This window comes from Desulfovibrio legallii (assembly GCF_004309735.1).
GTDB lineage: Bacteria > Desulfobacterota > Desulfovibrionia > Desulfovibrionales > Desulfovibrionaceae > Desulfovibrio > Desulfovibrio legallii.
On the sequence record NZ_SIXC01000011.1, the window covers coordinates 30,426 to 55,423 of the forward strand.

19 protein-coding genes are annotated in these 24,998 nt (G+C 58.5%); 9 read left to right on the plus strand and 10 right to left on the minus strand.

Annotation, left to right across the window (positions count from 1 at the left end):
* The first annotated feature begins 3 nt into the window (after positions 1 to 3).
* Positions 4 to 1,404, plus strand: a complete 1,401-nt coding sequence (locus EB812_RS09155; RefSeq protein ID WP_118230379.1) for an oligosaccharide flippase family protein — start codon at positions 4 to 6, stop codon at positions 1,402 to 1,404.
* 509 nt (positions 1,405 to 1,913) lie between these two features.
* Here the strand turns inward: EB812_RS09155 and EB812_RS09160 are convergent.
* From EB812_RS09160 to EB812_RS09190, 7 genes are all read right to left on the minus strand, one after another.
* Positions 1,914 to 2,255 (minus strand): hypothetical protein, encoded by a 342-nt coding sequence (locus tag EB812_RS09160; RefSeq protein WP_130958140.1) that lies wholly within the window; start codon positions 2,253 to 2,255, stop codon positions 1,914 to 1,916.
* On the minus strand, positions 2,252 to 2,710 hold the full coding sequence (locus EB812_RS09165; protein ID WP_130958141.1) for an MOSC domain-containing protein: 459 nt from the start codon (positions 2,708 to 2,710) through the stop codon (positions 2,252 to 2,254). Before EB812_RS09165 ends, EB812_RS09160 begins: the two co-directional genes overlap by 4 nt.
* Before the next feature lie 179 nt (positions 2,711 to 2,889).
* Positions 2,890 to 3,627, minus strand: a complete 738-nt coding sequence (locus EB812_RS09170) for a TRM11 family SAM-dependent methyltransferase (RefSeq protein WP_130958142.1) — start codon at positions 3,625 to 3,627, stop codon at positions 2,890 to 2,892.
* Positions 3,624 to 4,481, minus strand: coding sequence for a type II restriction endonuclease (locus tag EB812_RS09175; RefSeq protein WP_130958143.1), 858 nt, complete (start codon positions 4,479 to 4,481; stop codon positions 3,624 to 3,626). The genes EB812_RS09170 and EB812_RS09175 overlap by 4 nt, the downstream gene beginning before the upstream one ends.
* Positions 4,482 to 4,621: 140 nt before the next feature.
* Positions 4,622 to 5,689, minus strand: a complete 1,068-nt coding sequence (locus tag EB812_RS09180; RefSeq protein WP_130958144.1) for a Dam family site-specific DNA-(adenine-N6)-methyltransferase — start codon at positions 5,687 to 5,689, stop codon at positions 4,622 to 4,624.
* A gap of 489 nt (positions 5,690 to 6,178) precedes the next feature.
* Positions 6,179 to 7,606 (minus strand): sodium:proton antiporter, encoded by a 1,428-nt coding sequence (locus EB812_RS09185; RefSeq protein WP_130958145.1) that lies wholly within the window; start codon positions 7,604 to 7,606, stop codon positions 6,179 to 6,181.
* Positions 7,607 to 7,760: 154 nt separating this feature from the next.
* A complete protein-coding gene (locus tag EB812_RS09190; RefSeq protein WP_130958146.1) occupies positions 7,761 to 8,213 on the minus strand; it encodes a universal stress protein in 453 nt (150 codons plus the stop codon).
* A gap of 555 nt (positions 8,214 to 8,768) precedes the next feature.
* Here EB812_RS09190 and EB812_RS09195 point away from each other — a divergent pair.
* The 8 genes from EB812_RS09195 (at position 8,769) to EB812_RS09230 (ending at position 17,346) form a co-directional block, all read left to right on the plus strand.
* Entirely contained in the window at positions 8,769 to 10,118 is a 1,350-nt protein-coding gene (locus tag EB812_RS09195) for an SLC13 family permease (RefSeq protein WP_118230374.1), read from the plus strand.
* Positions 10,119 to 10,193: 75 nt separating this feature from the next.
* Positions 10,194 to 11,039 (plus strand): fumarate hydratase, encoded by an 846-nt coding sequence (locus EB812_RS09200; RefSeq protein ID WP_118230373.1) that lies wholly within the window; start codon positions 10,194 to 10,196, stop codon positions 11,037 to 11,039.
* A 9-nt stretch (positions 11,040 to 11,048) separates the two neighbouring features.
* Positions 11,049 to 11,609 carry a Fe-S-containing hydro-lyase gene (locus tag EB812_RS09205; RefSeq protein ID WP_118230372.1) on the plus strand — a complete coding sequence of 187 codons (561 nt, stop codon included), beginning with the start codon at positions 11,049 to 11,051 and terminating at the stop codon, positions 11,607 to 11,609.
* A 58-nt stretch (positions 11,610 to 11,667) separates the two neighbouring features.
* Positions 11,668 to 12,297: a succinate dehydrogenase/fumarate reductase transmembrane subunit gene (locus EB812_RS11925; protein WP_118230371.1), complete on the plus strand. Its 630-nt coding sequence runs from the start codon at positions 11,668 to 11,670 to the stop codon at positions 12,295 to 12,297.
* Positions 12,298 to 12,308: 11 nt separating this feature from the next.
* The gene (locus EB812_RS09215; protein ID WP_130958147.1) at positions 12,309 to 14,165 is read left to right on the plus strand and encodes a fumarate reductase flavoprotein subunit; all 1,857 of its coding nucleotides are present in this window, start codon (positions 12,309 to 12,311) and stop codon (positions 14,163 to 14,165) included.
* A gap of 14 nt (positions 14,166 to 14,179) precedes the next feature.
* Complete coding sequence (locus EB812_RS09220) at positions 14,180 to 14,968, plus strand: fumarate reductase iron-sulfur subunit (protein ID WP_118230369.1); 789 nt, start codon at positions 14,180 to 14,182, stop codon at positions 14,966 to 14,968.
* 197 nt (positions 14,969 to 15,165) lie between these two features.
* Positions 15,166 to 15,855 (plus strand): CBS and ACT domain-containing protein, encoded by a 690-nt coding sequence (locus EB812_RS09225; protein ID WP_118230368.1) that lies wholly within the window; start codon positions 15,166 to 15,168, stop codon positions 15,853 to 15,855.
* A gap of 225 nt (positions 15,856 to 16,080) precedes the next feature.
* Positions 16,081 to 17,346 (plus strand): NAD(P)-dependent malic enzyme, encoded by a 1,266-nt coding sequence (locus tag EB812_RS09230; protein ID WP_118230367.1) that lies wholly within the window; start codon positions 16,081 to 16,083, stop codon positions 17,344 to 17,346.
* A 389-nt stretch (positions 17,347 to 17,735) separates the two neighbouring features.
* Here EB812_RS09230 and EB812_RS09235 read toward each other — a convergent pair whose 3' ends face one another.
* The 3 genes from EB812_RS09235 to nifJ all read right to left on the minus strand — a co-directional run bounded on the left by EB812_RS09235 (position 17,736) and on the right by nifJ (position 24,983).
* On the minus strand, positions 17,736 to 18,947 hold the full coding sequence (locus EB812_RS09235) for an acetate kinase (protein ID WP_118230366.1): 1,212 nt from the start codon (positions 18,945 to 18,947) through the stop codon (positions 17,736 to 17,738).
* Positions 18,948 to 19,099: 152 nt separating this feature from the next.
* The gene (gene pta, locus EB812_RS09240; RefSeq protein WP_130958148.1) at positions 19,100 to 21,211 is read right to left on the minus strand and encodes a phosphate acetyltransferase; all 2,112 of its coding nucleotides are present in this window, start codon (positions 21,209 to 21,211) and stop codon (positions 19,100 to 19,102) included.
* 235 nt (positions 21,212 to 21,446) lie between these two features.
* A complete protein-coding gene (nifJ, locus tag EB812_RS09245; RefSeq protein ID WP_118230365.1) occupies positions 21,447 to 24,983 on the minus strand; it encodes a pyruvate:ferredoxin (flavodoxin) oxidoreductase in 3,537 nt (1,178 codons plus the stop codon).
* Between the last annotated feature and the right edge of the window lie 15 nt (positions 24,984 to 24,998).

Consider the following 24,998-nt stretch of genomic DNA (forward strand, 5'->3'; position numbering starts at 1 on the left):
TTCATGAAGCTCAAGAGTATTCCTCGCAGGCTGGGCTATATTCTGGGCGCGCAGTGGACGCGCGACCTGGCCTGGACAGGCTTCACCATCCTTCTGGCCCGGCACAGCCCGGACGTGCTGGGTCAGATAGTGCTGGCCCTGACCTATGGCTATCTGGTCAAGACCGTGGCCGACGTGGGTCTGAACGATTTTCTGCTTTCCACCTTCGCCCGGCGCGAAGGCCACCCCCGCGCCCTGCTGGGCGAAGTTACCTGGCTCAAGCTCGTGGTTTTGCTGGCGGCCTTGGGCGTCACCTGGCTGGTCACCGGCTGGCAGCACTATACGCCGGAGCTGCGCCTGGTGGTTATGTGCATTGCCCTGGGCCTGGGGCTGGACGGCGTCAGCGATTCCTTCTTCGCCCTTTGCCAGGCGCGCGGCCGCCAGGATGTGGAAATGCGCATCCGCGTGCCTGCCTCTCTGGTGGGCATCGGCTTTGGCATCGGCTGCGTACTTTTTGATGCCCCGCCCCTGCTTATTGCCCTTTATAAGCCTATAGAATCCCTGCTTTTTATCGCATTTGCCCTGACGGCCTTGCGCCGTAACCCCCTGGCCGGCGTGGGCTGGGAGAACATGCGCCACCTGGCCCGTCAGATGAAAAACGGCTTTATCTTCACCTGTATGGCCGCCTGCGCCATGTTTTACAACAAGATCAACGTCATTTTTCTCAAGCAGTACGGCGGCAATGCTGATGTGGGCGGCTACGGCGTGGCCTGGGAAACCGTGGAAGGTCTCTCCGTGCTCGTTTCCAGCGCCCTGCTGGGCAAGGTCATCTTTCCCCTCCTGGCCCGCTACTGGGAAGAAGACAAAGCCGCCTTCAGCCAGCTGGCCGGGCAGACCGCCCGCACCCTCTGGGCCGCCGCCCTGCCCGTCATTTTTCTCATCTGTGTGGAAAGCGACCGCTTCCTGCCCCTCATCTACGGCCCCAACTACCAGAGCGCCGTCACGGCCCAGCGCCTGCTCACCCCCTGTCTGGCCACGGCTTTTCTTCACAATCTGGCCGCCTACGCCATGATCGGCATGCGCCGTCACCGCTTGCTCCTGGCCTTCTACGTCAGCGGCCTGGTCTGCAATCTCATCTGCTGCTTTGTGCTTATCCCCCGTATGCCGCTGGAGGGCGCGGCGCTCTCCCTCACCATCACCAAGGTCTGGGTGGCTCTGCTCACCGTGGGCTACTTTCAGTGGGTCGCCCGCCCCATGCGCCTTGGCCAGTGGGCTTTGCTTCTGGGGGCCGCCCTGGTCAGCGTGGCCCTGTGGTGGGCCTGCGGCCACGTGGTTCCGCGTGAGCTGGCCGAGTTGGCCGGCCTTGTCCCGCTTCTGGCCCTGTTCTGGTACTGGCGACCGCCCCCGCCTTTTGAAAAGGCGTAGGGGAGAAATGCGTGTGAGAGGTAGGGGTGTTGGGCGCTGCTGCCCGTAGCCAGGGCAATTTTACTTTACCAGGGGGCATGGTTGCACAGGCAGGCGGATCGCCAAGAGGCGTACAGGCAGGGTAGCCCGTTGCGACGGGATATACGGGCAAGGACGGCGTTCGGTTTATTTATGCCGTGCAACGCCGGAATGCACGTCTTGAAATTTTGAAAATATATTTCTTCAGAGATGCAATGCCCAGTGGTTGCATAAGCGGACGCCCGCCATGGAGGCGCAAGCGTAGCTTCAGCCGTTATGCCGAAGGACGTTACGGACAAAGGCGCTGTGTCTTTGCGCGGGAACGCTTCGGAACGAACGTGCCGTAACCTTTGAGAATATATACTTTTTAAAGGTATCTGCCCTAGAGCATTTAACACTTGAAATGCTCGCTTACGGCAGGCAAAAGCCTGCCTTCTCGCATTTTGTGGCAAGGATTTTCAAGAAAATCCTTGCAGAGCCGTTAGCTCATTTCATTCGCTAACTGCTCTTGGGCTGCTGGGGCGGGCGGCCATGGGGGCATTTTGTGCCGGTGGGGCCGTTTCTGCAGGGGGCTCGGCGGGTTTTTGCGGGCGCAGAGCTTTGGCAAATTCTATGAGGCCGCGTTGGGTATTGCCGAAGGCGCGCGGCACGTGGGGGGCGTTGTTTGCGGGGGCAGCAGCGGCCTTGTCGCCCGCAGCGGTCGGCCCTGTGGCCACGGCTGGGTGGAGCTCCCGTTCCACCAGGGCAAACACGGCCATGCCGGCCACGCCTATCACCACCATCAAAGTCAGAAAGGCCGCAGACCGCAACAGCATGCGCGTGCTTTCCGTCATGAGTGCGCCTCCACAACAGGTTGGGCGGGCAGGATGTCCAGGCTGTCGCCGGGGCGTACCGTGCCGCCGCGCAGTACGCGGGTGAAAATGCCCTGTGTGGGCATAATGCACTCGCCCATGGTGTGGAAAATCTGACAGTGACTGTGGCATTCCTTGCCGATTTGCGTCACTTCCAGCAAAAATTCTCGCCCGGCCAGACGCGTGCCCACGGGCAATGCAGCCAGGTCAATGCCGTCCACAATAAGATTTTCGCCAAAACAGCCGTCCGCCACCTTGGCCCCACGGGCCTTGAAAGCCGTAATGGCCTGCCAGGAAAGCAGACTCACCTGACGGTGCCAGGGTCCGGCATGAGCGTCGCCTTCAATGCCGTGTTGCGTCGCCAGTACGCCTTGCCCCACGGGCTTTTTGGCCACGCCTTTTTTCGTGCTGACGCACACGGCCACAATGCTGCCCATATTTTTGCTCCTTTCTTCGGCCGATGAGGCCGCCATAACGGGTATAGCTTAGCACAGCCCGGGCCGCCGCGCCAGTGGGGCGGCTTGAGAAGCCTTACGCGCATCTGGCGCCTCAGCCCCGCGCAGAAAATTTTACGCTGCGCATGCATGAGAAAGGGCAATACAGCACATTGCATTATTTATTTTCGAAAAACAAACAGATATTCATGGGCCAACAAAAGGAAATTGTATTTAAGACTGTTAGTTTTCCAGTAGCCAGTTGCTTTGCAGTTATGTTGTTCCTTGATGATGATTTCCTTGATGGTAAATTTTGCTTGTTGAAAAATTTTCATGACCTCAAAACTCATGGGAACAACGCAGCCTTTTTTTCGAGTATCGCCCATCAAAATGGCGCAAAATTTCCCAGATTTTAATACGCGGTGGCTTTCTGCCGCGACTCTTTGCATTTGTTCTAAAAAGTCAGAAACAGGAAGAAGAGACATATCGCCATCGATATCTTCGCTGTAGTGTATTATATCAGCATAGGGGGGATGCGTACAAATAAAATCTATACTATTGTCGTTAATAAAAGGCATATTTCTGGCATCGCCGTGAATAATTTTTACTTTACCACCATCAGGCATCGCGAAGTCCGTTTTTTCTTTACACCTCTCAAGAGCTTTAGGATTTATATCGATTCCAATAATGTTGCGACGCAGTAATTTTGCTTCAACCAGAGTAGTTCCACCACCAGAGAATTGGTCAAGAATTGTATCTCCTTCTGCAGAATAACGGAGGAGTAAGTTCCTCGGGATATACGGAGACCAATTTCCACGATATTTTGCATCATGTGTGGCCCAGTTTCCTCGTTGTGGAAACGACCATACCGTATTCATCTCCAGTTCAAAGTTGTCAGGACAAAACTTTTTCAGTGTCATATAAATATTTTCCCCATAACGCCATTTTCAAGATCAGCGATGCTATAGATATGTTGCATGACGTCAAAGGTTTCTTCAAGGTTGTTTCGCGCCGACTGCCAACCCCGCCCATCTGTAAACCATACAAATGTAAACCTGGGAATGTGTTGAGCTTCAAGCGCTAGGGTTTTATAACTGCGAGCTGTTTCGTTCAGCTTTGATCCCCCGCTGGCGTAAAAGTTTGTTTCAATTCCATATATGTTCGATGAAGCCTTAACGACAAAATCAAATCGTTTAACGGCCTTGCCTTGATTGGATAACGTCGCTAGGTTTATACCCCAGTTTTTTTCTATGGCAGCTATGGTCATTTCTTTAAAATAGGTTGCGTCACGAACAAGGCCGGCTTTACGCAGATGAGATTCCACAAGGTTTTCCATTAAGTGGCCACCACGATTTTTCCGCCCATTGCTGTCAAGCCCTGTTTCAACCCCTGTAGCATAGTCAACAAGATTAGACACAAGATGCTCTTGTATCAGTCTGAATAGTCCAGTTTTACGCATAAATATTTTATATTGTTCTAAAGAATAATTCATTTTTGAGAAGGAATATAAAAATTCGCCATCATCATCAATGGCATAGATTTCACTAGTGCGAACAGCGAGCAAAAGCGGTATACATTTTATTATTTCAGGATATCTGCGTACAAGATTTGTAAAGCATAGCTCTATGTCATTTTCCCCGATAAGGGAGTTTAGAATATTTAATTCAACTTTTATATTGTCAACATTTCTATAAACTTTTTCAAAATCTGTGTAGTATTTGTAGTCTGCAATGCTTGATTTGAATTTTTCAAACCATTCCGCGAAATTTCGCATTTTAACCCTCTTTGAAATAGGTATATTCACAAAATTACAATATATTTTATCTACACTTAGCAGTCTGTTAGTCCTGCATTGCATATTTGCTATGATGTCTGCTTTTGCTGCAGCCGGAATAGATTTAACGTAACATTGCTTTAAGTATTGCAGATAAGCAATTCACTTATCTTCCCACGTGAGCCCCCCACAGAGTTGATGGCCCTGTTTGCGCCAATGCGTATGATTTTGTGTTTTGCATAAAGATTGTCAAAAAAATTGTCCTTTACATCCGCATTCTTGGGGTCGCTGTTGCTTGCGACAATATGGGCTCCACGCGCACTTATCTCATTTATAAAAAGGGCAAGTTCCCTTTGCTCATTATCGCCAAATCCGCTGGTTGCATAGGCGGTGAAGTTTGCCGTTGCTGTCAGCGGGCGATAAGGTGGGTCAAAATAGGCAAAGGTGTTTTTGTCTATGAACGTGCCGGATTGCTTGTAGTCCCCGCAGACGATATGAATGCCTTGCAGCAGGGATGAAACTTTTTGCAGGTTTTTGACATCGCAGATTTTTGGATTTTTGTAGCTGCCTTGTGGAACATTGAAATTTCCGTGTGAATTGACCCTGTACAATCCATTGAAGCAGGTTTTGTTGAGAAATATAAATAGAGAAGAAGTCTCAATTGTGGAATTTTTTAATAATTTTATATCGTTAAAGCGTTGCCTGTTTTTATAATATATTTCTTTTTGTAGCGCATTATCAGCTGAGATATAATTTGATTCAAGACGCTGCAGCTCATTTATAACGTCATCGACATTGTCGCGTATTGCTGTATATGCTGTGATAAGTTCTTTGTTTATATCGCTTATGTAGGCATGCTGTATTCTATGCCTGCTGATGACGTCAAAAAGGACGGCTCCGCCGCCAACAAATGGCTCAGCATATTTTGTAATGCGTCTTCCAAGTTCTGCCGGATACTGCTGTCGGATCTCATTTAAAACCTGCGCTTTTCCTCCCACCCATTTCAGAAAGGGCTTGACGGGGGTATCCATTGGTGGCTCAAACCGAGTGGATCGCCCGTCTTCCGGTTTTTGGGCTGTTTTAGGGATAAGCCACATCTTGCCGACAACTACGGCTCCTTGAATCCGGTTTTCTGTGCACAGCGCGGTTACGCGCCGCGCGGAAATGCCCCATTTAACGGCAGCTTGTTTCGTCGTCATCATATCCATAGAAAAGTCCTTACGACCCCAGTCATATTCGTGTGTCTTTGCCGTTGCGGCATTGTCACGGCCCTGGCACGACGGTGGCCCTAAAGCGCCGCTGCGCTTACAAGCGGACGTGCATTTTTTGTATGCGTGGTGGGATGCTTTTTGTGTGAAAGGCTCTGATATAACATTATTCCGATGTGGGAATGTTGTCAAGATGGTAATGGATATCCGTTAGTTAAATATTTTTTTAGGCAGATTTAGGGCTACGCTCCCCCCTATGCCCCCTGCACTGTTCAGTAGTCGGAAAAGGTTTTTGCTGGAACGGGCGTGGGGAGAAGGGATGTTGTGTTCACAAACGTTCCCTTCTCCTACACGGATGCCCGTTTGAGAGCAGTTAGCGAATGAAATGAGCTAACTGCTCTGCAAGGATTTTCTTGAAAATCCTTGCCACGAAATGCGAGAAGGCAGGCTTTTGCCTGCAGTAAGCGAGCATTTCAAGTGTTAAATGCTCTAAAAGAACAGCCAGGTAATGAGCAGGAAGGCTGGGATCAGGATGCCCACGGACCAGGCCATATAGCCGAAGAAGCTGGGCATGCGCACGCCCTGGTTTTCGGCAATGGAGCGGACCATGAAGTTGGGCGCGTTGCCGATGTAGGTATTGGCCCCCATAAAGACCGCGCCGGCCGAGATGGCGGCCAGGGTGCCGGGGATGTCGTTCATGAGGTGCACGGGGTCACCGCCGGCGGTATTGAAGAAGACCAGGTAGGTGGGGGCGTTGTCCAGAAAGCTGGAGAGCGCGCCCGTAAGCCAGAAGTACATGGCGTTGTTGGGCTGACCGTCTGCAGTGGTTACCAGCTGGATAAGCCCGGCCAGAGCGCCGTCCGTCCCGGCCCGCAAAATGGCGATGGCCGGGATCATGCTGAGGAAGATGCCGAGAAAGAGCTTGGCCACCTCTTCAATGGGGGCCCAGGTAAAGCCGTTGCGTTTGCGGCATTCTGCGGCGGTAAAGCGCAGAGAAAGGCCGGCAAGGCAGAGCAGCAGCACGTCGCGCAGCAGGTTTTGGCCTTCTACGGGCACACCGTATACCGTAAACAGTTCGCCCAAGGGGCAAAGGCCGGAGGCCAGCACCACCAGCACCACGCCCAGCAGGAAGAGCAGGTTGATTTTGCCGTCAAGGCCGAGCTTTTCTCCGTTGCCGCGGTCTGCGGGCGCGGGTTGGGGCTTGCCTTCCTTGGCGTAGAGGGCCGCATCCAGCCCGAAGTAGAGGCAGAGCAGAATGAGTGAAATAAGCGCTGTTTTCAGAAAGAGGTTGGTGGTGGTCCAGAAGAAGCTGACGCCCTTAAGAAAGCCCAAAAAAAGCGGCGGGTCGCCCAGAGGGGTGAGGGAGCCGCCGATGTTGGCCACCAGAAAGATGAAAAAGACCACGCTGTGGGCCTGGTAGCGGCGGTGGGCGTTGGCCCGGAGCAGGGGGCGGATGAGCAGCATGGCCGCGCCGGTGGTGCCCATCCAGCTGGCCAGCACGGTGCCCACGGCCAGAAGGCCCGTGTTCACCAGTGGCGTACCGGTAAGCGAACCTTTAAGCCGCACGCCGCCAGCCACGGTAAAGAGGGTGAAAAGCAGAATAATAAAGGGGATGTAATCCAGAAGAATGATGTGCAGAAATTCGTAGAGGGCCGTGGAGGCGCCGTAAACCAGGGCGCAGGGGATCAGAAAGGCCAGGCCCCAGAACAGTGAGATCTTGCCGAAGTGGTGTTCCCAGAGGTGGGGAGCCAGCAGAGGCATAAGGGCGATGGAAAGCAGCATACAGGCAAAAGGTATGGCCCAGTAAACGGCCAGTTCCGCTCCGGGAACGGTGGGGTGCCCCTGAGAGGCCAGCGCGGCTGCGGGCAAAGCGAGCAACGTAACAGAACAGGTCAGAAAAAAAGGAAGTTTTGGCATGATTGCTCCAGCAGGTGGGTTTAGGGCCGTGCCATTTTACAATAGATTGGTCGGCTGCACAGGCGTATGGCCGATGCGCGGCGTCGGCGCGGCATCTTTTATCTTTGTGGCGCCCCATTCGCAAAGATCATAGTCCTACAAGGCGGCGTCTGGCTCAGCGCCGGGTCTGCAGGTACGTTTTGTTGGCCAGCAGCACGGGCACGTCGGCCTTGTGCAGCACGTCGTGACTCACGCTGCCGAGGGCCAGGCTTTTCAATTCGCCCCTGCCGCGTGTGCCCATGATAATCAGAGTGCAACCCAGTTCTGTGGCCGTGTCCGCAATGGTCTGGCCGGCGGCTCCATAGCGGAAAGCCGTTTTGAGGTTCAGGTCGCTGTGCTGCAGCAGGCTGCGGGCGGCTTCAAATATTTGGGCGCTTTCCGCTTTGTGTTGCGCCTCCAGTTCCGCGCGCTGTTGGCCGCCGATAAGGGCGGGAATGGGGTCCACGCAGTACAGCAGGGTGATGGTTTCTTTGCCGGGTATGGCGGCGGTGAGCTGCTCGGCCACGCGGCAGGCGAACAGGGCGTCGTCCGAGCCGTCTACCGGTACAAGGATGTTGGAAAATTGCATCTCTGCTCCGTTGGGTTGGAGGTTGCAGGGCCAAGGCCCGCCGCCGACTATGCCGACGAATTATTTTTGTAAAATGTGCTGGTTGGCATGGATGCTGGCTAACCAAATGCAGGTCACTACATAGCAGGATCCCCTGGCAGAGGCAAAGCTGTTTTGGCGCGCAGAGCGCGGACGCGGCGGCCTCAGGGGGCTGGTGCACAGCAAATGAGGCCAAGGAATACTCTGTCAGCAGTCTTGTGATAAATAATTCACAAGTTGTTCTCAGTTTATAGTATGCCAAAATGCTGGAAAATGCCAAGTTTTAAAAGGAATGTTGTGATTTTTTGCACATGTTTGCCATAAAAAAATTTTTCTGCCTTTCAGCTTGGAATTTTTGAAAAAAATATAAAATTGTTCATACAAACAAAATAAATATATTGCATTAACATAGAGATAGTGTCATGTATCCTGTAAGGTTAGTATATTAAGTTTTATTCGTCTCTCGCATCCCGCAAGAATCCACTGCGTGCCTTGCAGAGACCCCACCAAACTCTATTCCCACTTGGAGGTTGACGGATGAAACGAATGTTCTTACTGGCGGTGGTTGTGGTTGTGGCAATATGCTTGCTCGATCAGGACGCAGTTGCCGCGCAGCCCTTGGGCATCACGCTGCCGGAAGACCCCACAAAGGCATACATCACATTAGGTATTTTGTTTGTGGCGGCCATCATGTTTTTTACCGAGGTCGTCCCGCTGCCCGTCACCGCCCTGCTGGTGCCCATCGCCCTTTCCCTCACCCATGTAATCACCTCCAAAGTGGCTTTCAGCTATTTCGGCAATCCTACAGTAGTGCTGTTCATGGCCATGTTCATTGTGGGCGAAGCCACGTTCATTACCGGCTTTGCCGACAAGGTGGGCGCTTTGGCGGTAAGGCTTTCCAAGGGCAATCCCATTAAATTGCTGGTCTACGCCATGGCCGCCGTGGGCCTGCTTTCCACCGTGCTTTCCAACACCGGCACCACCGTAGTGGCCGTGCCTATGGTTATGGGCATGTGCCTCAAGGCCAAGCTGGCTCCCGGCAAGGTGCTCATGCCCGTGGCCTTTGCGGCATCCCTGGGCGGTACGGTCTCTCTGGTGGGCACGCCGCCCAACGGCATCATCAACTCCATGCTGGCCCAGACCGGCCAGACCCCCTTCGGCTTTTTTGAGTTCGGCCTTATCGGCGTGCCTCTGCTGGCGGCCGGCCTGATCTATTACGCGCTCATCGGCCACCGTTTCCTGCCCGACCGCCAGCCGGTGGACGACGATGTGGTGACGGAAGGCGCCCAGCACCGGCGCGAGAATAAAATGTGGCACGCCATGATCATTTTTGCCTTCGTGGTCTTCATGATGGCCAGCGAATTGATGCCCTTGACCACGGCGGCCATGCTGGGCGCCTGCCTGATGATCATCACCGGCTGCATGACCATGCGCGAAGCCTTCCGCAGCGTGGACTGGACCACCATCTTTTTGTTTGCCGGCATGCTTTCCATGTCCGCGGCTATGGACAAGTCCGGCGCGGCGGCCATTGTGGCCAACGCCGTGGTGAGCATGGTGCACGACCCCTGGATGCTCATGCTGGTCTGCTGCGCGCTCACGGCCCTGATCACCAACTTCATGTCCAACACGGCCACGGCGGCCCTTATGGCCCCTCTGGCCCTGCCCATCGCCATGGGCAGCGGCATTTCTCCCTTGCCCATAGCCATGGGCATTGCCATGTCCGCTTCCTGCTGCTTCCTGACGCCCATAGCCACGCCGCCCAATACCATTGTTCTGGGCCCCGGCCGCTACTCCTTTATGGACTACGTCAAGGCTGGCTGGCTGCTGCAGGTTATCAGTCTGCTCATGTGCTGGCTGCTCATTCCGCTCATCTGGCCTTTCCATTAGGTCGGGTGTTATACGGTTGCGGTCGACGCCTTTGTGACGCCGGACCGTGGGAAAACAATAAAACGAGGCAATGTTATGAGGGAAATTCAGTATGAGGACATTGCGCGGGCCGTGGCGGATCTGGCCGTAGAGGCGTGTTACCGCCTGCCTGCGGACATGAAGGCGGCCATGTGCAAGGCGCGGGAAGACGAGCCTTCGCCCGTGGGCCGCAATATTCTGGACCAGCTTCTGGAAAATGCGGATATCGCCGCCAAGGGCGAAGTGCCTCTTTGCCAGGATACGGGCCTGGCCGTGGTCTTTGCCGAGGTGGGGCAGGACGCGCACATTGTGGGCGGGGCCTTTGAGGATGCCGTCAACGAGGGCGTGCGTCGGGGTTATGTGGATGGCTATTTGCGCAAATCCTGTGTGGCCGAACCGCTTTTTGAGCGCAAGAACACCGGGGACAATACCCCGGCGGTGCTCCACACCCGGCTGGTGCCCGGCGACCATCTGCGTCTGCGTCTGGCCCCCAAGGGGGCCGGATCCGAAAACAAGAGCGTGCTCAAAATGCTGGTGCCTGCGGACGGCATTGCAGGCGTGCGCAAGGTGGTGCTGGACGCTGTTTTGACGGCGGGCCCCAATTCCTGTCCGCCCCTGGTGGTGGGCGTGGGCCTGGGCGGCACTATGGAGATGGCCGCCATTTGCGCCAAGCGCGCCGCCGCGCGCGACCTGGAAAGCCGCAACCCCGACCCCCGCTACGCGGCCTTTGAGGACGAACTGCTGGAGTTGATCAACAAAACCGGCGTGGGCCCGCAGGGCCTGGGCGGGGCGACCACGGCCCTCAAGGTGCATGTGGAGTGGGCTCCCACCCACATTGCTTCGCTGCCTGTGGCCGTCAACATCAACTGCCACGCGGCGCGTCACGCCGAAGTCGTGCTTTAGGAGGGCGCCATGTCTGACGCAGTGAAAAAAATACGCGCGCCTTTTGACGAGGCCACGGCCCGCTCCCTGCGCGCCGGCGACAGGGTGCTCATTTCCGGCACCATTCTGGCCGCGCGCGACGCGGCCCACAAACGCCTGGTGGAAACTCTGGATAGGGGCGAAGCCCTGCCCGTCAGCCTGGAGGGCGCGGTGGTCTACTATGTGGGGCCCAGCCCTGCCCGGCCAGGGCACGCCATCGGCGCTGCCGGGCCCACCACTTCGGGGCGCATGGACGCCTATACGCCCCGTCTGCTGGACCAGGGCCTCAAAGGCATGATTGGCAAGGGCTACCGCAGCGCAAAAGTGGTGGAAGCCATGAAAAAGCACGGCGTGCCCTATCTGGCGGCCGTGGGCGGGGCGGGCGCGCTTATCGCGCGCGCCGTCAAAAAATATACCGTGCTGGCCTATCCCGACCTCGGCCCCGAAGCCGTGGCCGCCATGGAGGTGGAAGACTTCCCGGCCATTGTGGTTATCGACAGCACGGGCGACAATTATTACGAAACAGGTCAGGCCCCTTACCGACATCTGTAACCAAGGCGGTTATCACATCATGACTGCTTCCAACCCATCATTTGCAGAAGGAGTTGCCATGACTTCAAACAGAGTCCCTCTCGAGGGCAAGACGCGCCTGGATTTCTGGCAGGCGGCCTCGGGCGCGCTTCTGGCCCTGTTTGTGTGCGTGCACCTGGTGCTGGAGGGCACCGTGGTCATCAGCCCGGCTCTGACCAACGGCATAGCCTGGCTTCTGGAGGTCACCTGGCTCGCGCAGATCGCCGCCCCCGTCATCCTCTTGCTCATTGTCTTTCATTTTTACATTGCGGCCCGCAAAATGCCCTTCCGCGCGCATGAGCTGGGCATTTTTGTACAGCACAGCAAAAGCCTGAAGGATTTTGACACCTGGCTGTGGCTGGTGCAGGTCTTCACGGCCATCGTCATTTTGCTGGGCGCATTCTACCATGTGTACACCGTCATGACCGACCTGCCCATTAACGTGGCGGGCAGCGCCAAGCGGCTGCACAGCGGTTGGCTGGCCTTCTATGTGGTCTTTCTGCCCTGTGTCATCCTGCATACGGGCATCGGCATCTACCGTATCGCCGTGAAATTCGGCATCTGCACCAAGAGCTCAAAGCCGCAGTGGCGCAAATGGACCTGGATTGTCATGGCTTGTTATCTGTTGCTCGGCGCGCTGGCCCTGACCCGCGCCTGGTTCCAGGGATAAGGGGGTGCCGCATGCGTATTTTTGAATCTGACGTTCTGTGCATCGGGGCCGGCCTTGCCGGAGAGCGTGTGGCCGTGGAGGCCGCCCAGGCCGGGTTCCGGGTTATTTGTCTTTCTGTGGTGCCGCCCAAGCGTTCGCACTCATCGGCGGCTATGGGCGGCATGCAGGCGGCCCTGGGCAATTCCATCATGGGCGATGGCGACTGCCCCAAAATCCATTTTGCCGACACCGTTAAGGGGTCGGACTGGGGCTGCGACCAGGAAGTGGCCCGCCTTTTTGCCGAAACTGCCCCCATCGCCATGCGTGAAATGGCCTGGATGGGCGTGCCCTGGAGCCGCGTGGTGCCGGGCGAGCACACCTACTTTAAAGGCGGCAAGCCGTTTCAGGCCACAGAAAAGAAGGAAAACGAGGGCCTGATCCACTCCCGCGCCTTTGGCGGCACGGCCAAGTGGCGTACCTGCTACACTTCGGACGGCACGGGCCACGCCGTGCTCTTCACCCTGGACAACCGCTTGCTGCAGCTGGGCGTGGAGGTGCACGACCGCATGCAGGCCGAAGTGCTGGTCCACAACGGCGAACACTGCATGGGCTGCGTGGCCCGCGACCTGCGCACCGGCGAGCTTACGGGCTACTTCGCCAAGGCCACGCTCATCGCCACGGGCGGCTACGGCCGCATCTACCGGGCCACCACCAACGCGGTCATCTGCGACGGTGGCGGTCAGATCACAGCCCTGGAAACCGGCCTGGTGCCCTTGGGCAACATGGAGGCCGTGCAGTTTCACCCCACGGGCACGGTGCCCACGGATATTCTGGTCACCGAAGGCTGCCGCGGCGACGGCGGCACCCTGCTGGACGTGAACGAATACCGCTTCATGCCCGACTATGAGCCGGAAAAGGCCGAGCTGGCCTCGCGCGACGTGGTTTCCCGCCGCATGACCGAACACATGCGCAAGGGCTACGGCGTCAAAAGCCCCTATGGCGAGCACCTCTGGCTGGACATCCGTCACCTGGGCGAAAAGCACATCACCACCAACCTGCGCGAAGTGTACGACATTTCCACCCACTTCCTGGGCGTGAACCCCATACACCAGCTCATCCCCGTGCGGCCCACCCACCACTACAGTATGGGCGGCGTGCGCATCAATAAAGATGGTCACGCCTACGGGCTCAAAGGCCTTTTTGCCGCCGGCGAGGCCGCCTGCTGGGATATGCACGGCTTTAACCGCCTGGGCGGCAACTCCCTGGCGGAGACCGTGGTTTCCGGCCGCATTGTGGGCAAGAAGCTGGTGGAATTTCTGGAGGGCTACGAAACGGTGTTTGCTACCGCCTCCATGAAGGAAGGCATGACGCGAGTGCAGGACCGCATCACGGCACTTTTGCGCGGCACAGGCGACGACTGCTATACCCTGCGCAACGAGATGCAGGACGTGATGATGGAGCACGTGGGCATCTTCCGCAACGGCAAAGACCTGCAGGAAGGCGTGGACAAGCTCCAGGCTCTGCTGGAGCGCTGCAAAAACATGCGGCTTGCCGGCGGCAATGTCCCCGGGCCCAATGCCGAGCTTTCCATGGCCCTGCGCGTGCCGGGCATGCTCAAGCTGGCCCTGTGCACGGCCTACGGCGCGCTGATGCGTACCGAAAGCCGCGGCGCGCACGCCCGGGAGGACTACCCCGAACGCAACGACAAGGACTGGTTGGTGCGCACCCTGGCCTATTGGAATGAGGGCGACAGTCTGCCCACGCTCAAGTATGAACCCGCCACGCCGTTCTTCATCATGCCTCCGGGCGACCGCGGCTACGGCGGCGGCAAGATCATATCCGGCGACATCAGGGAAGACCAGGTCGTTTCCTACGACCAGAAAGGCTAAGGGAGGAGAGCATAATGGGACGTAATCTTACCTTCGAGATCTTCCGCTTCAATCCGCTGGATCCGCATTCCACGCCACATATGCAGACATTCCAGCTTGAAGAGCACCCCAGCATGACGCTCTTCATCGCCCTGAATATGATCCGCGAAAAGCAGGACGCCACCCTGCAGTTTGACTTCTGTTGCCGCGCCGGCATCTGCGGCTCCTGCGGCATGGTCATCAACGGTCGTCCCGGCCTGGCCTGCCACACCCAGACCTGCGACCTGCCGGACCACATCAGCCTGCACCCTCTGCCGGTGTTCAAGCTGCTGGGCGACCTTTCTGTGGATACGGGCACCTGGTTCCGCAATGTGGGCCAAAAGATCGAATCCTGGATCCATACCAATAAGGGCTTTGACCCTGCCGCCCAGGAAGAACGCATGAGCAACGACCTGGCCACCCAGATCTTTGAGCTGGACCGCTGCATTGAATGCGGCTGCTGCGTGGCGGCCTGCGGCACGGCCCGCATGCGCGAAGACTTTATCGGGGCCACGGCCATCAACCGCATGGCGCGTTTCTACATTGACCCTCGCGACAACCGCACCCCGGCGGACTACTACGATCTCATCGGCGACGACAAAGGCGTGTTCGGCTGCATGGGCCTGTTGGCCTGTGACAGCGTGTGCCCCAAGCAGTTGCCCCTGCAGGATCAGTTGGGCATCATGCGGCGGATGGTCACTATGGAATCGGTGCGGGGCATCCTGCCCGAAAAGCTGCGCCGCAAAATGCAGGGCTGCGGCTGCTCCGGGAGCTGTTCCGCTTGACGCGTAACGGCATTTTCCTTCCGGCGGGGATCCCCTCCCCGCCGCAGGCCTTGTCTTTGGGCACAATCCTTGAGGCTGCGCCGCTGGCCGGATGCAACGCCGTCGGCGCAGCCTGCACTGGCAAGTACAGGATTTGGCCTCTTGGAATATTGAGAATGCAGATCCTCAAAATTAACTGATCGATAAGAGGGGATGTCATGCTTATACTCGACTGGATGAAGCAAAATGTTGTCACTATTACGCCTGAAACAACTCTTCTGCAATGCAAAAAACTTCTCAGAGACCACCATATCAACCGTCTTCCCGTTGTGGACAAGGACAATGTGGTGGTGGGCCTGATCTCCTCTTCAGATCTTAAGGCTTATGCGCCCCTGCATACCACGGGCTATGAAATTTTGGAGGCCATGGACATCATCTCAGAAACTACGGCTAAAGACGTTATGGTGGTGGCCCCCACCACCATCTATTACGGCAATACCGTGGAGCAGGCAGCCAAACTCATGTTCGACAAACATGTGGCCTGCCTGCCTGTCGTCAATGAAGAGGACAAGCTGGTGGGCATCCTCACCGGCTGGGACGTCTTCCACGCCTTGCTCACCATCAGCGGCGCGGAACAGCCCGGAGAAGAAGCCGGTTTTGTGGTGCCCAATCAGCCCGGCACCATCCGCGCCCTGCTGGAAGTGCTCAAAGCCAACGGCATGAGCGTCATTTCCGTGCTTTCCGCCACGATAGAGAACGGCATGCGGCAGGTCAAAATCCGTTTCCGGTCCCCCGATTCCGCAGCTCTGGACGCCGCCATAGAGAGCTTCAAAAAGCTGGACGGTCTGCGCTACTGGCTGCGCGACGGCAAATTGTATATGAAAGACGAGGAACGCCCCAAGGCGTAGCCCCGCGCGGGCAGCCCGCCGCGATGTCGCCCCAGGGGAAAATTCCGGGGGACTGGCGTCCTTTCGGACTGTCCGGCGGAAAAACCGTAGCCGGAATGTGGCGTGCCGCCCCGGAGTCTCAGCGTGCGGCTTTTGGTCAAGACGCGTAAGTGGAACCGCCGCAGCGCTGGACCACACGGATACGCGGCGCATGCGCCTTATTCATCACCATTCAAGGAGTGAGCCATGTCTCGGATCAAGAATCTGAAGGAAGAAGCCCTGGCCATGCACAAGGACTATCAGGGCAAGATAGAAGTGCGGGTCAAAGTGCCCGTGCGCGACAACGACGACCTTACCCTGGCCTATTCGCCGGGCGTGGCCGAACCCTGCATGGAAATCCACCGTAATCCCGATACCCTTGATACCTACACCAACCACGCCAACTTCGTCTGCGTGGTTTCCAACGGCACCGCCGTGCTGGGGCTGGGCGCCATCGGCGCCGCCGCCGCCATGCCCGTTATGGAGGGCAAATCCTTGCTCTTCAAAACCTTTGGCGACGTGGACGCCTTCCCCATCTGCGTAGACACCAAGGATACCGCCAAAATCGTGGAGCTGGTGGAACTCCTGGCCCCCACCTTCGGCGGCGTGAACCTTGAGGACATCAAGGCTCCGGAATGCTTCATTATTGAAGACAGCCTCAAGAAAAACGGCGTGTTCAAGGGCCCCATCTTCCACGACGACCAGCACGGCACCGCCGTGGTCACTCTGGCCGGCCTCATGAACGCCCTCAAACTGGTGGGCAAAAAACTGGACGATATCACCGTGGTCACCAGCGGCGCGGGCGCAGCCGGCATTGCCATCATCAAGCTGCTCATGGCCCTGGGCCTCAAAAACGTCATTATGTGCGATTCGCGCGGGCCTATCTGGCAGGGCCGCGCCGAGGGCATGAACCCCTATAAGGAAGACATTGCCGCCCGCACCAACCCCAATAGAATCAAGGGCGGCCTGGCCGACGCCATCAAGGGCGCGGACGTCTTTATCGGCGTTTCTGCCCCCAATACCCTCACCGAAGAAATGATCCGCAGCATGGCCAAAGACCCCATCGTCTTTGCCCAGGCCAACCCCATCCCCGAAATCTGGCCTATCCAGCGCGCCAAGGACGCCGGGGCCAAAGTGGTGGCCACCGGCCGCTCCGACTGCCCCAACCAGATCAACAACGTGCTGGCCTTCCCCGGCATTTTCCGCGGCGCTCTCGACGTCTGCGCCACCGATATTAACGACGCTATGAAGATCGCCGCCGCCAAGGCCATCGCCGCCTTGGTCAAGCCTGAAGAACTCAGCCCGGAATACATCGTCCCCTCCACCCTCAACCCCGAAGTGGCTCCGCAAGTGGCCGCCGCTACCGCCAAAGCCGCCATAGAGAGCGGTATTGCCAGAAAACCGCAGGATCCCGCCGTGGTGGCCGAAAATCTGCGTAAGCGCCTTGCCGGCCGCCAACTGCAGCGCGGGTAGAGCAGTTAGCGAATGAAATGAGCTAACTGCTCTACAAGGATTTTCTTGAAAATCCTTGCCACGAAATGCGAGAAGGCAGGCTTTTGCCTGCCGTAAGCGAGCATTTCAAGTGTTAAATGCTCTAGTAAGAACAGACGGAGAGGAAAGACTTGCGTTTTTGCGGGGAGAAAGGGGGATAAACAGCGGCAGCGTGTTGCGTGTGTCTGCAAAGGGCAAGGCCCGCGGCCTGGACCGGGCCTTGCCTGACAGGCGCTTCCGCCGCCGGGCGGCGCGGGGAACAAAAGGGGGAAGGGAGCCTCTTGAAAAAAGCTCCCTTCCCCTCACGGCCTTGTAAGTACTCTTTATTTGCGCGGTTAGCGCCGGAATGAGCATTTCAAGTGTTAAATGCTCTAGTGGCCCAGCACTTCCACTGTGGCCAGGGCGATCTGCAGTTCCTCATTGGTGGGGATGACCAGCACGGGGATGCGGCTCTCCGGCGTGGAAATGGTGCGCGCGCCGGGCTTGCGGGTGCTGTTTTCCTTCTGGTCCAGCGTAACGCCAAAGGCTTCCAGCCCTGCGCAGACTTGGGCGCGCACGATATCGTCGTTTTCGCCGATGCCGGCGGTAAAGACCAGAGCGTCCGCCTTGCCTTCCAGCAGCACCAGATACGCGCCCAGGGTCTTTTTGATGCTGCGCACCAGCAGGGCCAGAGCCAGGGCGGCGCGCTGGTCGCCTTTTTCCACCTGGGCGTGCACGTCGCGCATGTCCGTATAGCCGCAAAGGCCCAGCAGACCGGATTTTTTGTTCATCAGGGTGTCGGCTTCGGCCGGGCTCAGGCCCTTTTTCTCCATGACAAAAGGCACAATGGCCGGGTCGATGCTGCCGCAACGGGTGCCCATGACCAGACCTTCCAGCGGGGTCAGGCCCATGCTGGTGTCAAAACACTTGCCGTTTTTGACGCAGCTCATGGAAGAGCCGTTGCCCAGATGCATGGTGATGGAGCGCAGCTCGCCCAGCGGCTTGCCCAGGTATTCCGCCGTCTTGTGGGCGATGTACTTGTGCGATGTGCCGTGGAAGCCGTAGCGGCGGATTTTCAGCTCTTCATACAGCTTGTAGGGCAGGGCGTACATATAGGCTTCCTGCGGCATGCCCATGCCGAATTCCGTGTCAAACACGGCCACGTTGGGCACGCCGGGGAAGAGCTCTTCCGCTACTTCAATGCCCATGAGGTTGGCCGGGTTGTGCAGGGGCCCCAGGGGAAAGCACTCCCGTATAATGCCCTTGATGCGGTCGTCCACGCGCACGGGCTGGCTCACGGCTTCGCCGCCGTGCAGCACGCGGTGCCCGATGGCGTAGATTTCGCTCTTGTCTTTGATAACGCCCTTCTGGGCATCGGTGAGCAGGGCGATGACCAGCTTCATGGCGTCCACATGGGTCTTGAACTCCGCCTCGCGGATGAGTTTTTCTTCCTTGTCCGTATCCGGGGCGATTTTGTGGGTCAGGCGACCGCCCCCCTGGCCGATGCGTTCGGCCAGACCGGAGCAGAGCACGCGGCGGTCGTCCATTTCCAGCAGTTGGTATTTGCAGGACGAAGAGCCCGCGTTGATGACCAGAACTTTCATAGCAGTACCTTTTTGCATTGGAGCGCGCTGCCGGGCAGCGTGCATCCTTGCCTGTTGCGGCACCCAGGCCGTGAGAAGGGAAATCGGCGGCAAGGAGGGCTGCGCCCCCTTTGCCGCCGGAGGCATCTTCTACCAGTATTCCGGTCGCCCGCTTACGCTTTGGCGGCCTTTTTTTCTGCCGCGGCCTGTACTGCGGTAATGGCCACGGTGTTGACAATATCAGGCACGGTGCAGCCGCGCGAGAGGTCGTTGACCGGCTTGTTCAGGCCCTGGAGCACGGGGCCGATGGCCACGGCCCCGGCGGCGCGCTGCACGGCCTTATAAGTGTTGTTGCCCGTGTTCAGGTCCGGGAAGATGAACACGGTGGCGCGACCGGCCACCTGGCTGTCGGGCATTTTGGTCTTGGCCACGCTGGGGTCGATGGCGGCGTCGTACTGCAAGGGGCCTTCCAGGGCCAGGTCCGGGGCCATTTCTTTGGCAATGCGGGTGGCTTCCACCACCACGTCCACATCCGCGCCCTTGCCGGAGGTGCCCGTGGAGTAAGAGAGCATGGCCACGCGCGGTTCAATGCCGAAGACCTGGGCCGTGTGGGCCGAGGCTATGGCTATTTCCGCCAGTTGCTGGGCCGTGGGGTTGGGGTTCACGGCGCAGTCGCCGAAGGCCAGCACGCGGTCTTTGAGGCACATGAGGAAGACGGACGAAACCACCGAAAAGCCGGGCTTGGTTTTGACGAACTCAAAGGCCGGGCGGATGGTGTGGGCCGTGGTGTTGATGGAGCCGGAAACCATACCGTCGGCGTCATCTTTCTTGACCATCATGGTGCCGAAGTAGGTGGCGTCGGTCATGGTGTCGCGGGCCTGTTCCGGGGTGATGCCCTTCTTTTTGCGCAGTTCGTAGTAGGTGGCGGCGTAGTCGTCAAACTGGGGCGCGTGCATGGGGTCGATGATGGTGGCCTTGCTGATGTCCAGGCCCAGGGTGCTGGCCTTGGTGCGGATTTTTTCCACATTGCCCAGCAGAATGATTTCGGCCACATCGCGGCGCAGCAGAATGTCCGTGGCCCGGAGGATGCGTTCTTCCATGCCTTCGGCCAGGACAATGCGCATTTTGTCCGTTTTGGCGCGTTCGATAAGCTCAAACTCGAACATCATGGGCGTGATGCGGCTGCTGCGCTCGCCGCCGATGCGGCTGGTGATTTCCTTGCCGTTGACGTGGTGCTCAAAAAGCCCCAGCACGGTGTTGATCTTGCGCAGGTCGCCGGGCTCAATGGGGGCGATAATGCCCTGCAGGGCCAGTACGGCCTTGTAGGTGTGGTCCTGAGTCATAAGGATGGGCAGGGGGGAGCCGGTCCAGCCCTCAATGAACTTGCAGACCCGTTCTGAAGGGCGCAGCCCGCCCGTAAGCAGCACGCCGGCGATGTCCGGAGTGGAGGAGGAAAGGCGCGAGGCAATGGCCGCCAGCAGCACGTCCGTGCGGTCGCCGGGGGTGACCAGCAGCTGGTCTTTGGCAATGTAGCCCAGCACGTTATCCACATGCATGGCGGCGATGAGGTAGTCGCCCACCAGGGCATCCAGGCGGTTTTCACCAAAAAGCACCTGGGCGTTGAGGCCTTTTTTCACGTCGCGCATGGTGGGCTGGCCGATGGTGGGGTCGTTGGGCACGGAGTAGATCAGCGCCGGGCGGTCGTCCGTGCTGAACTGGCCGCGCAGTTCGTCCAGTTCGGTCTGGCTCAGGTTGCGGCGGTTGATGATGGTGGCCACCACGTCCAGGGCATGGGGCTTGAGGCTGTCCATGGTGATCTGCAGCGATTCGCGGATGTCTTCTGCGCTCACGTTGTAGCCGCTGGTAACCAGAATGACCGGGCAGCCCAGGTTGGCGGCGATTTCGGCATTGAGCTCAAATTCAAAGACAGGGTCTTTGGCCAGAAAGTCGGTGCCCACGCAGAGCACGAAATCGTGGGTTTCCAGCAGTTTTTTGTATTTCTGGATGATGTGTTCAATAAGCAGGTTGCGGGAGCCCTGATTGATGATCTGGCGGGCTTCGCGCTGGGTGTAGGCAAAGGTGTCCGCGTAGTCCATGTTGAGTTTGAAATACTCAAGCATGAGGTTGATGTCGGGGTCGCGGTCGTCCCAGAGGGGTTCGTTGATGATGGGGCGGAAAAAGGCCACCTTGCGCATGCTGCGGCTGAGCAGCTGCATGGCCCCCAGGGCAATGGCGCTTTTGCCCGTCATGGGGCCGGTGGCGGTGATGTAGAGACCTTTAGGCATGGTGCCTCCAGCGGTTGGCCGTCGTGCGCGCAGACGGGGATTTTCCGGCCCGGGCCGTTGCGCGGCCCGCCGGACGCCGCTGCGCAGGCGGAGGAACACAAAAAGGGCGCGGGCTTTGCCGCGCCCCGACCACATGTATATGTCCGGCGTTGCCCGCGTCCGCCGTTTCCGTGGCGTCGTCCCCGGCAGGACGGCGTCGGGTCCGGGCGGACGCGGGCATCATTACGGTTGTTCCCTACTTGGCCTCAGAGGGGTCGGGGTAGGGCATTTCAGCCATCTGCTTGAGCATGGCGTAGCGCTCCGCATAGGCTTCGGCCAGTTCGGCGCGCAGCTTTTTGGAGGCTTCGGGGTCTTTCTTCTCCAGCGAGGCGTAGCGGGTTTCACCGCCCAGGAATTCCTGAATGTCCGCGCTGGGGGCCTTGCTATCCAGCAGGAAGGGGTTCTTCTTTTCCTTGGCCAGCTCAGGGTTGTAGCGGTACAGGGGCCAGTAGCCGGTCTGCACGGCCATCTTGGCTTCTTCCTGGCTGCGGCCCATGCCCTTGCGCAGGCCCTGGTTGATGCAGGGAGCGTAGGCGATGATCAGCGAGGGGCCTTTGTAGGCTTCGGCTTCGCGGAAGGCCTTGAGAACCTGCTGCTTGTCCGCGCCCATGGACACGGAAGCCACATACACATAGCCGTAGGTCATGGCCATGCGGCCCAGGTCTTTTTTGCCGGTGCGCTTGCCCGCGGCGGCAAACTGCGCCACGGCGCCCAGCGGCGTGGCCTTGGAGGACTGGCCGCCCGTGTTGGAGTATACTTCGGTGTCCATAAGCAGCACGTTGATGTCGTCGCCGCAGGCCAGAACGTGGTCCAGGCCGCCGTAACCGATGTCGTAGCCCCAGCCGTCGCCGCCGAAGATCCAGACGCTCTTCTTGGTGAAGAGGTCGCTCATGTCCCAGATCTCATGGGCCAGGGCGCTGTTCAGGGCGTCGATGTTGTCGAGCACGTCCTCACCGAACTTGCGGGAGGCTTCGGGGTCGTCCTGGTTGGCTAGCCAGCCTTCCAGAGCGGTTTTGAGTTCGGGGGTGAGGTCTTCCGTCTGCAGGGCCTGGTCCACCAGCATGCCCAGGCGCTTGCGGCGCTGCACGTAGGCCAAGCCGATGCCGCAGCCGTATTCGGCGGCGTCTTCAAACAGGGAGTTGCCCCAGGCCGGGCCGTGGCCGTCCTTGTTGGTGCAGTACGGCGTGGTGGGGGAAGAGGCGCCCCAGATGGAGGAGCAGCCCGTGGCGTTGGCCACCAGCATGCGCTCGCCAAAGAGCTGGGTGAGCACCTTGACGTAGGGGGTTTCGCCGCAGCCGGCGCAGGCGCCGGAGAATTCGTGCAAGGGCTGCTGCAGCTGCGAACCCTTCACGCTGTCGCGAGACATGAGGCCGTCCTTGAGGGCCACGTGGCCTTCGGCGAAGGCCAGGTTGGCCTTCTGGACGTCCATCTGGGTTTCCAGGGGCTTCATGACCAGGGCCTTAACCTTGGCGGGGCAGACTTCGGCGCAGGAACCGCAGCCCAGGCAGTCTTCGGGGTAGACCTGAATGCGGAAGTGCATGCCCTTGAGTTCTTTGCCCATGGCGGGCTTGGTGGTGAAGCCTGCGGGCGCGCCTTCAAGCTCTTCGTCCGTGGCGACCACGGGCCGGATGGCGGCGTGGGGGCACACAAAGGAGCACTGGCAGCACTGGATGCAGTTTTCCACCTGCCATTCGGGAATGTTGATGGCCACGCCGCGCTTTTCGCAGGCGGCGGTGCCCAGGGGCATGAAGCCGGCGGGGTCCATGGCCGAAACGGGCAGTTTGTCGCCCTGCTGGGCCAGAATGGGACGCACCACGGCGCGGATGTATTCCTCATCGCCGCAGTGACAGACTTCAGCGCCTTCGGTGGTGTCGGCCCAGGAGGCGGGGTATTTGATCTCTTCCAGGGCGTCCGAGCCCTTGTCCACGGCGGCGATGTTCATGTTGACGATCTTGTCGCCCTTGCTGCCGTAGGTTTTTTTGATGGATTCCTTGAGCAGGGCCACGGCCTTGTCAAAGTCCAGCACCTTGGCGAGCTTGAAGAAGGCCGTCTGCATGATCATATTGATGCGTCCGCCGAGGCCCACTTCCTGGGCCACCTTTACGGCGTCCACATTGTAGAACTTGAGCTTTTTGCGGGCGATGACGCGCTTCATGGAGGCGGGCAGGTGCTGTTCCATGTCAGCCAGGGACCAGCCGGAGTTGAGCACAAAGGTGCCGCCTTCCTTGATGCCTTCAAGAATGTCGTACTGGGTCACATAGGCGGACTTGTGGCAGGCGATGTAGTCGGCCTTGGTAATAAGGTAGGAGGACTTGATGGGCTCTTTGCCGAAGCGCAGATGCGAAACGGTGAAGCCGCCGGACTTTTTGGAGTCGTAGGCAAAGTAGGCCTGGGCGTAGAGGTCGGTGTTGTCGCCGATGATCTTCACAGCCTGCTTGTTGGCGCCCACGGTGCCGTCCGCGCCGAGGCCGAAGAACTTGCACTGCACGGTGCCGGAGGGCACGGTGTCGATTTCTTCTTCCACATCCAGGGAGGTATTGGTCACATCGTCGTTGATGCCCACGGTAAAGTGGTTTTTGGGCTGCAGGCCCAGCATGTTGTCAAACACAGCCTTGGCCATGCCGGGGGTGAAGTCCTTGGAGCCCAGACCGTAGCGGCCGCCCACGATGGTAGGCGCTTCGCCCTTTTCCATAAATGCGGTGCAGACGTCCTGGTACAGGGGGTCGCCCAGCGCGCCGCTTTCCTTGGTGCGGTCCAGCACGGTGACGGCCGAAACCGTGGCCGGCAGGGCGCGCAGCAGATATTCGGGGGCAAAGGGGCGGTACAGGCGCACTTTGACAAGGCCCACGCGCTGGCCCAGATTGTTGAGGTACTGCACCGTTTCTTCGATGACCTCACAGGAGGAGCCCATGGCGATGATGACGCGGTCGGCTTCGGGGTGGCCCACATAGTCGAAGAGGTGGTACTTGCGCCCGGTGATGGATTCCACCTTCTTCATGTTCTCAATGACAATGGAGGGCACGGCTTCGTAGAAGAGGTTGGCGGCCTCGCGGTTCTGGAAGTAGATGTCCGGGTTCTGGGCGGTGCCGCGTACATGGGGGTGTTCGGGGTTCATGGCGGTGGCGCGGAATTCCTCCACCTTATCCCAGTTCACCAGGGGACGGATGTCTTCGTAGTCGATGACGCTGATTTTCTGCACTTCGTGCGAGGTGCGGAAGCCGTCGAAGAAATGGCAGAAGGGCAGGCTGGAGTCAATGGCCGAAAGGTGGGCCACCAGGGCGAGGTCCATGGCTTCCTGCACCGAAGCGGAGCACAAAAAGCAGAAGCCCGTCTGCCGGGCGGCCATGACGTCCTGGTGGTCGCCAAAGATGGACAGGGCGTGCGAGGCCAGGGCGCGCGCCGCCACATGGAAGACGCCGGGCAAAAGCTCGCCCGCAATTTTGTACATGTTGGGTATCATCAGCAGCAGGCCCTGAGAGGCCGTATAGGTGGACGTGAGCGCGCCACCCGAAAGCATGCCGTGCACCACGCCGGCCGCGCCGGCCTCGGACTGCATTTCGCGTACGATGACCGTCTGTCCCAGCAGGTTTTTCTGTCCCTTGGCGGCCATTTCGTCCATGACCTCGCCCATGACGGACGAGGGGGTGATGGGATAAATGGCTGCCGTTTCCGACAGGGCGTAGGCAATGTGCGCGGTGGCGTTATTGCCGTCCATGGTTTTCATGTGAGCCATCTGTTCCTCCTTGGC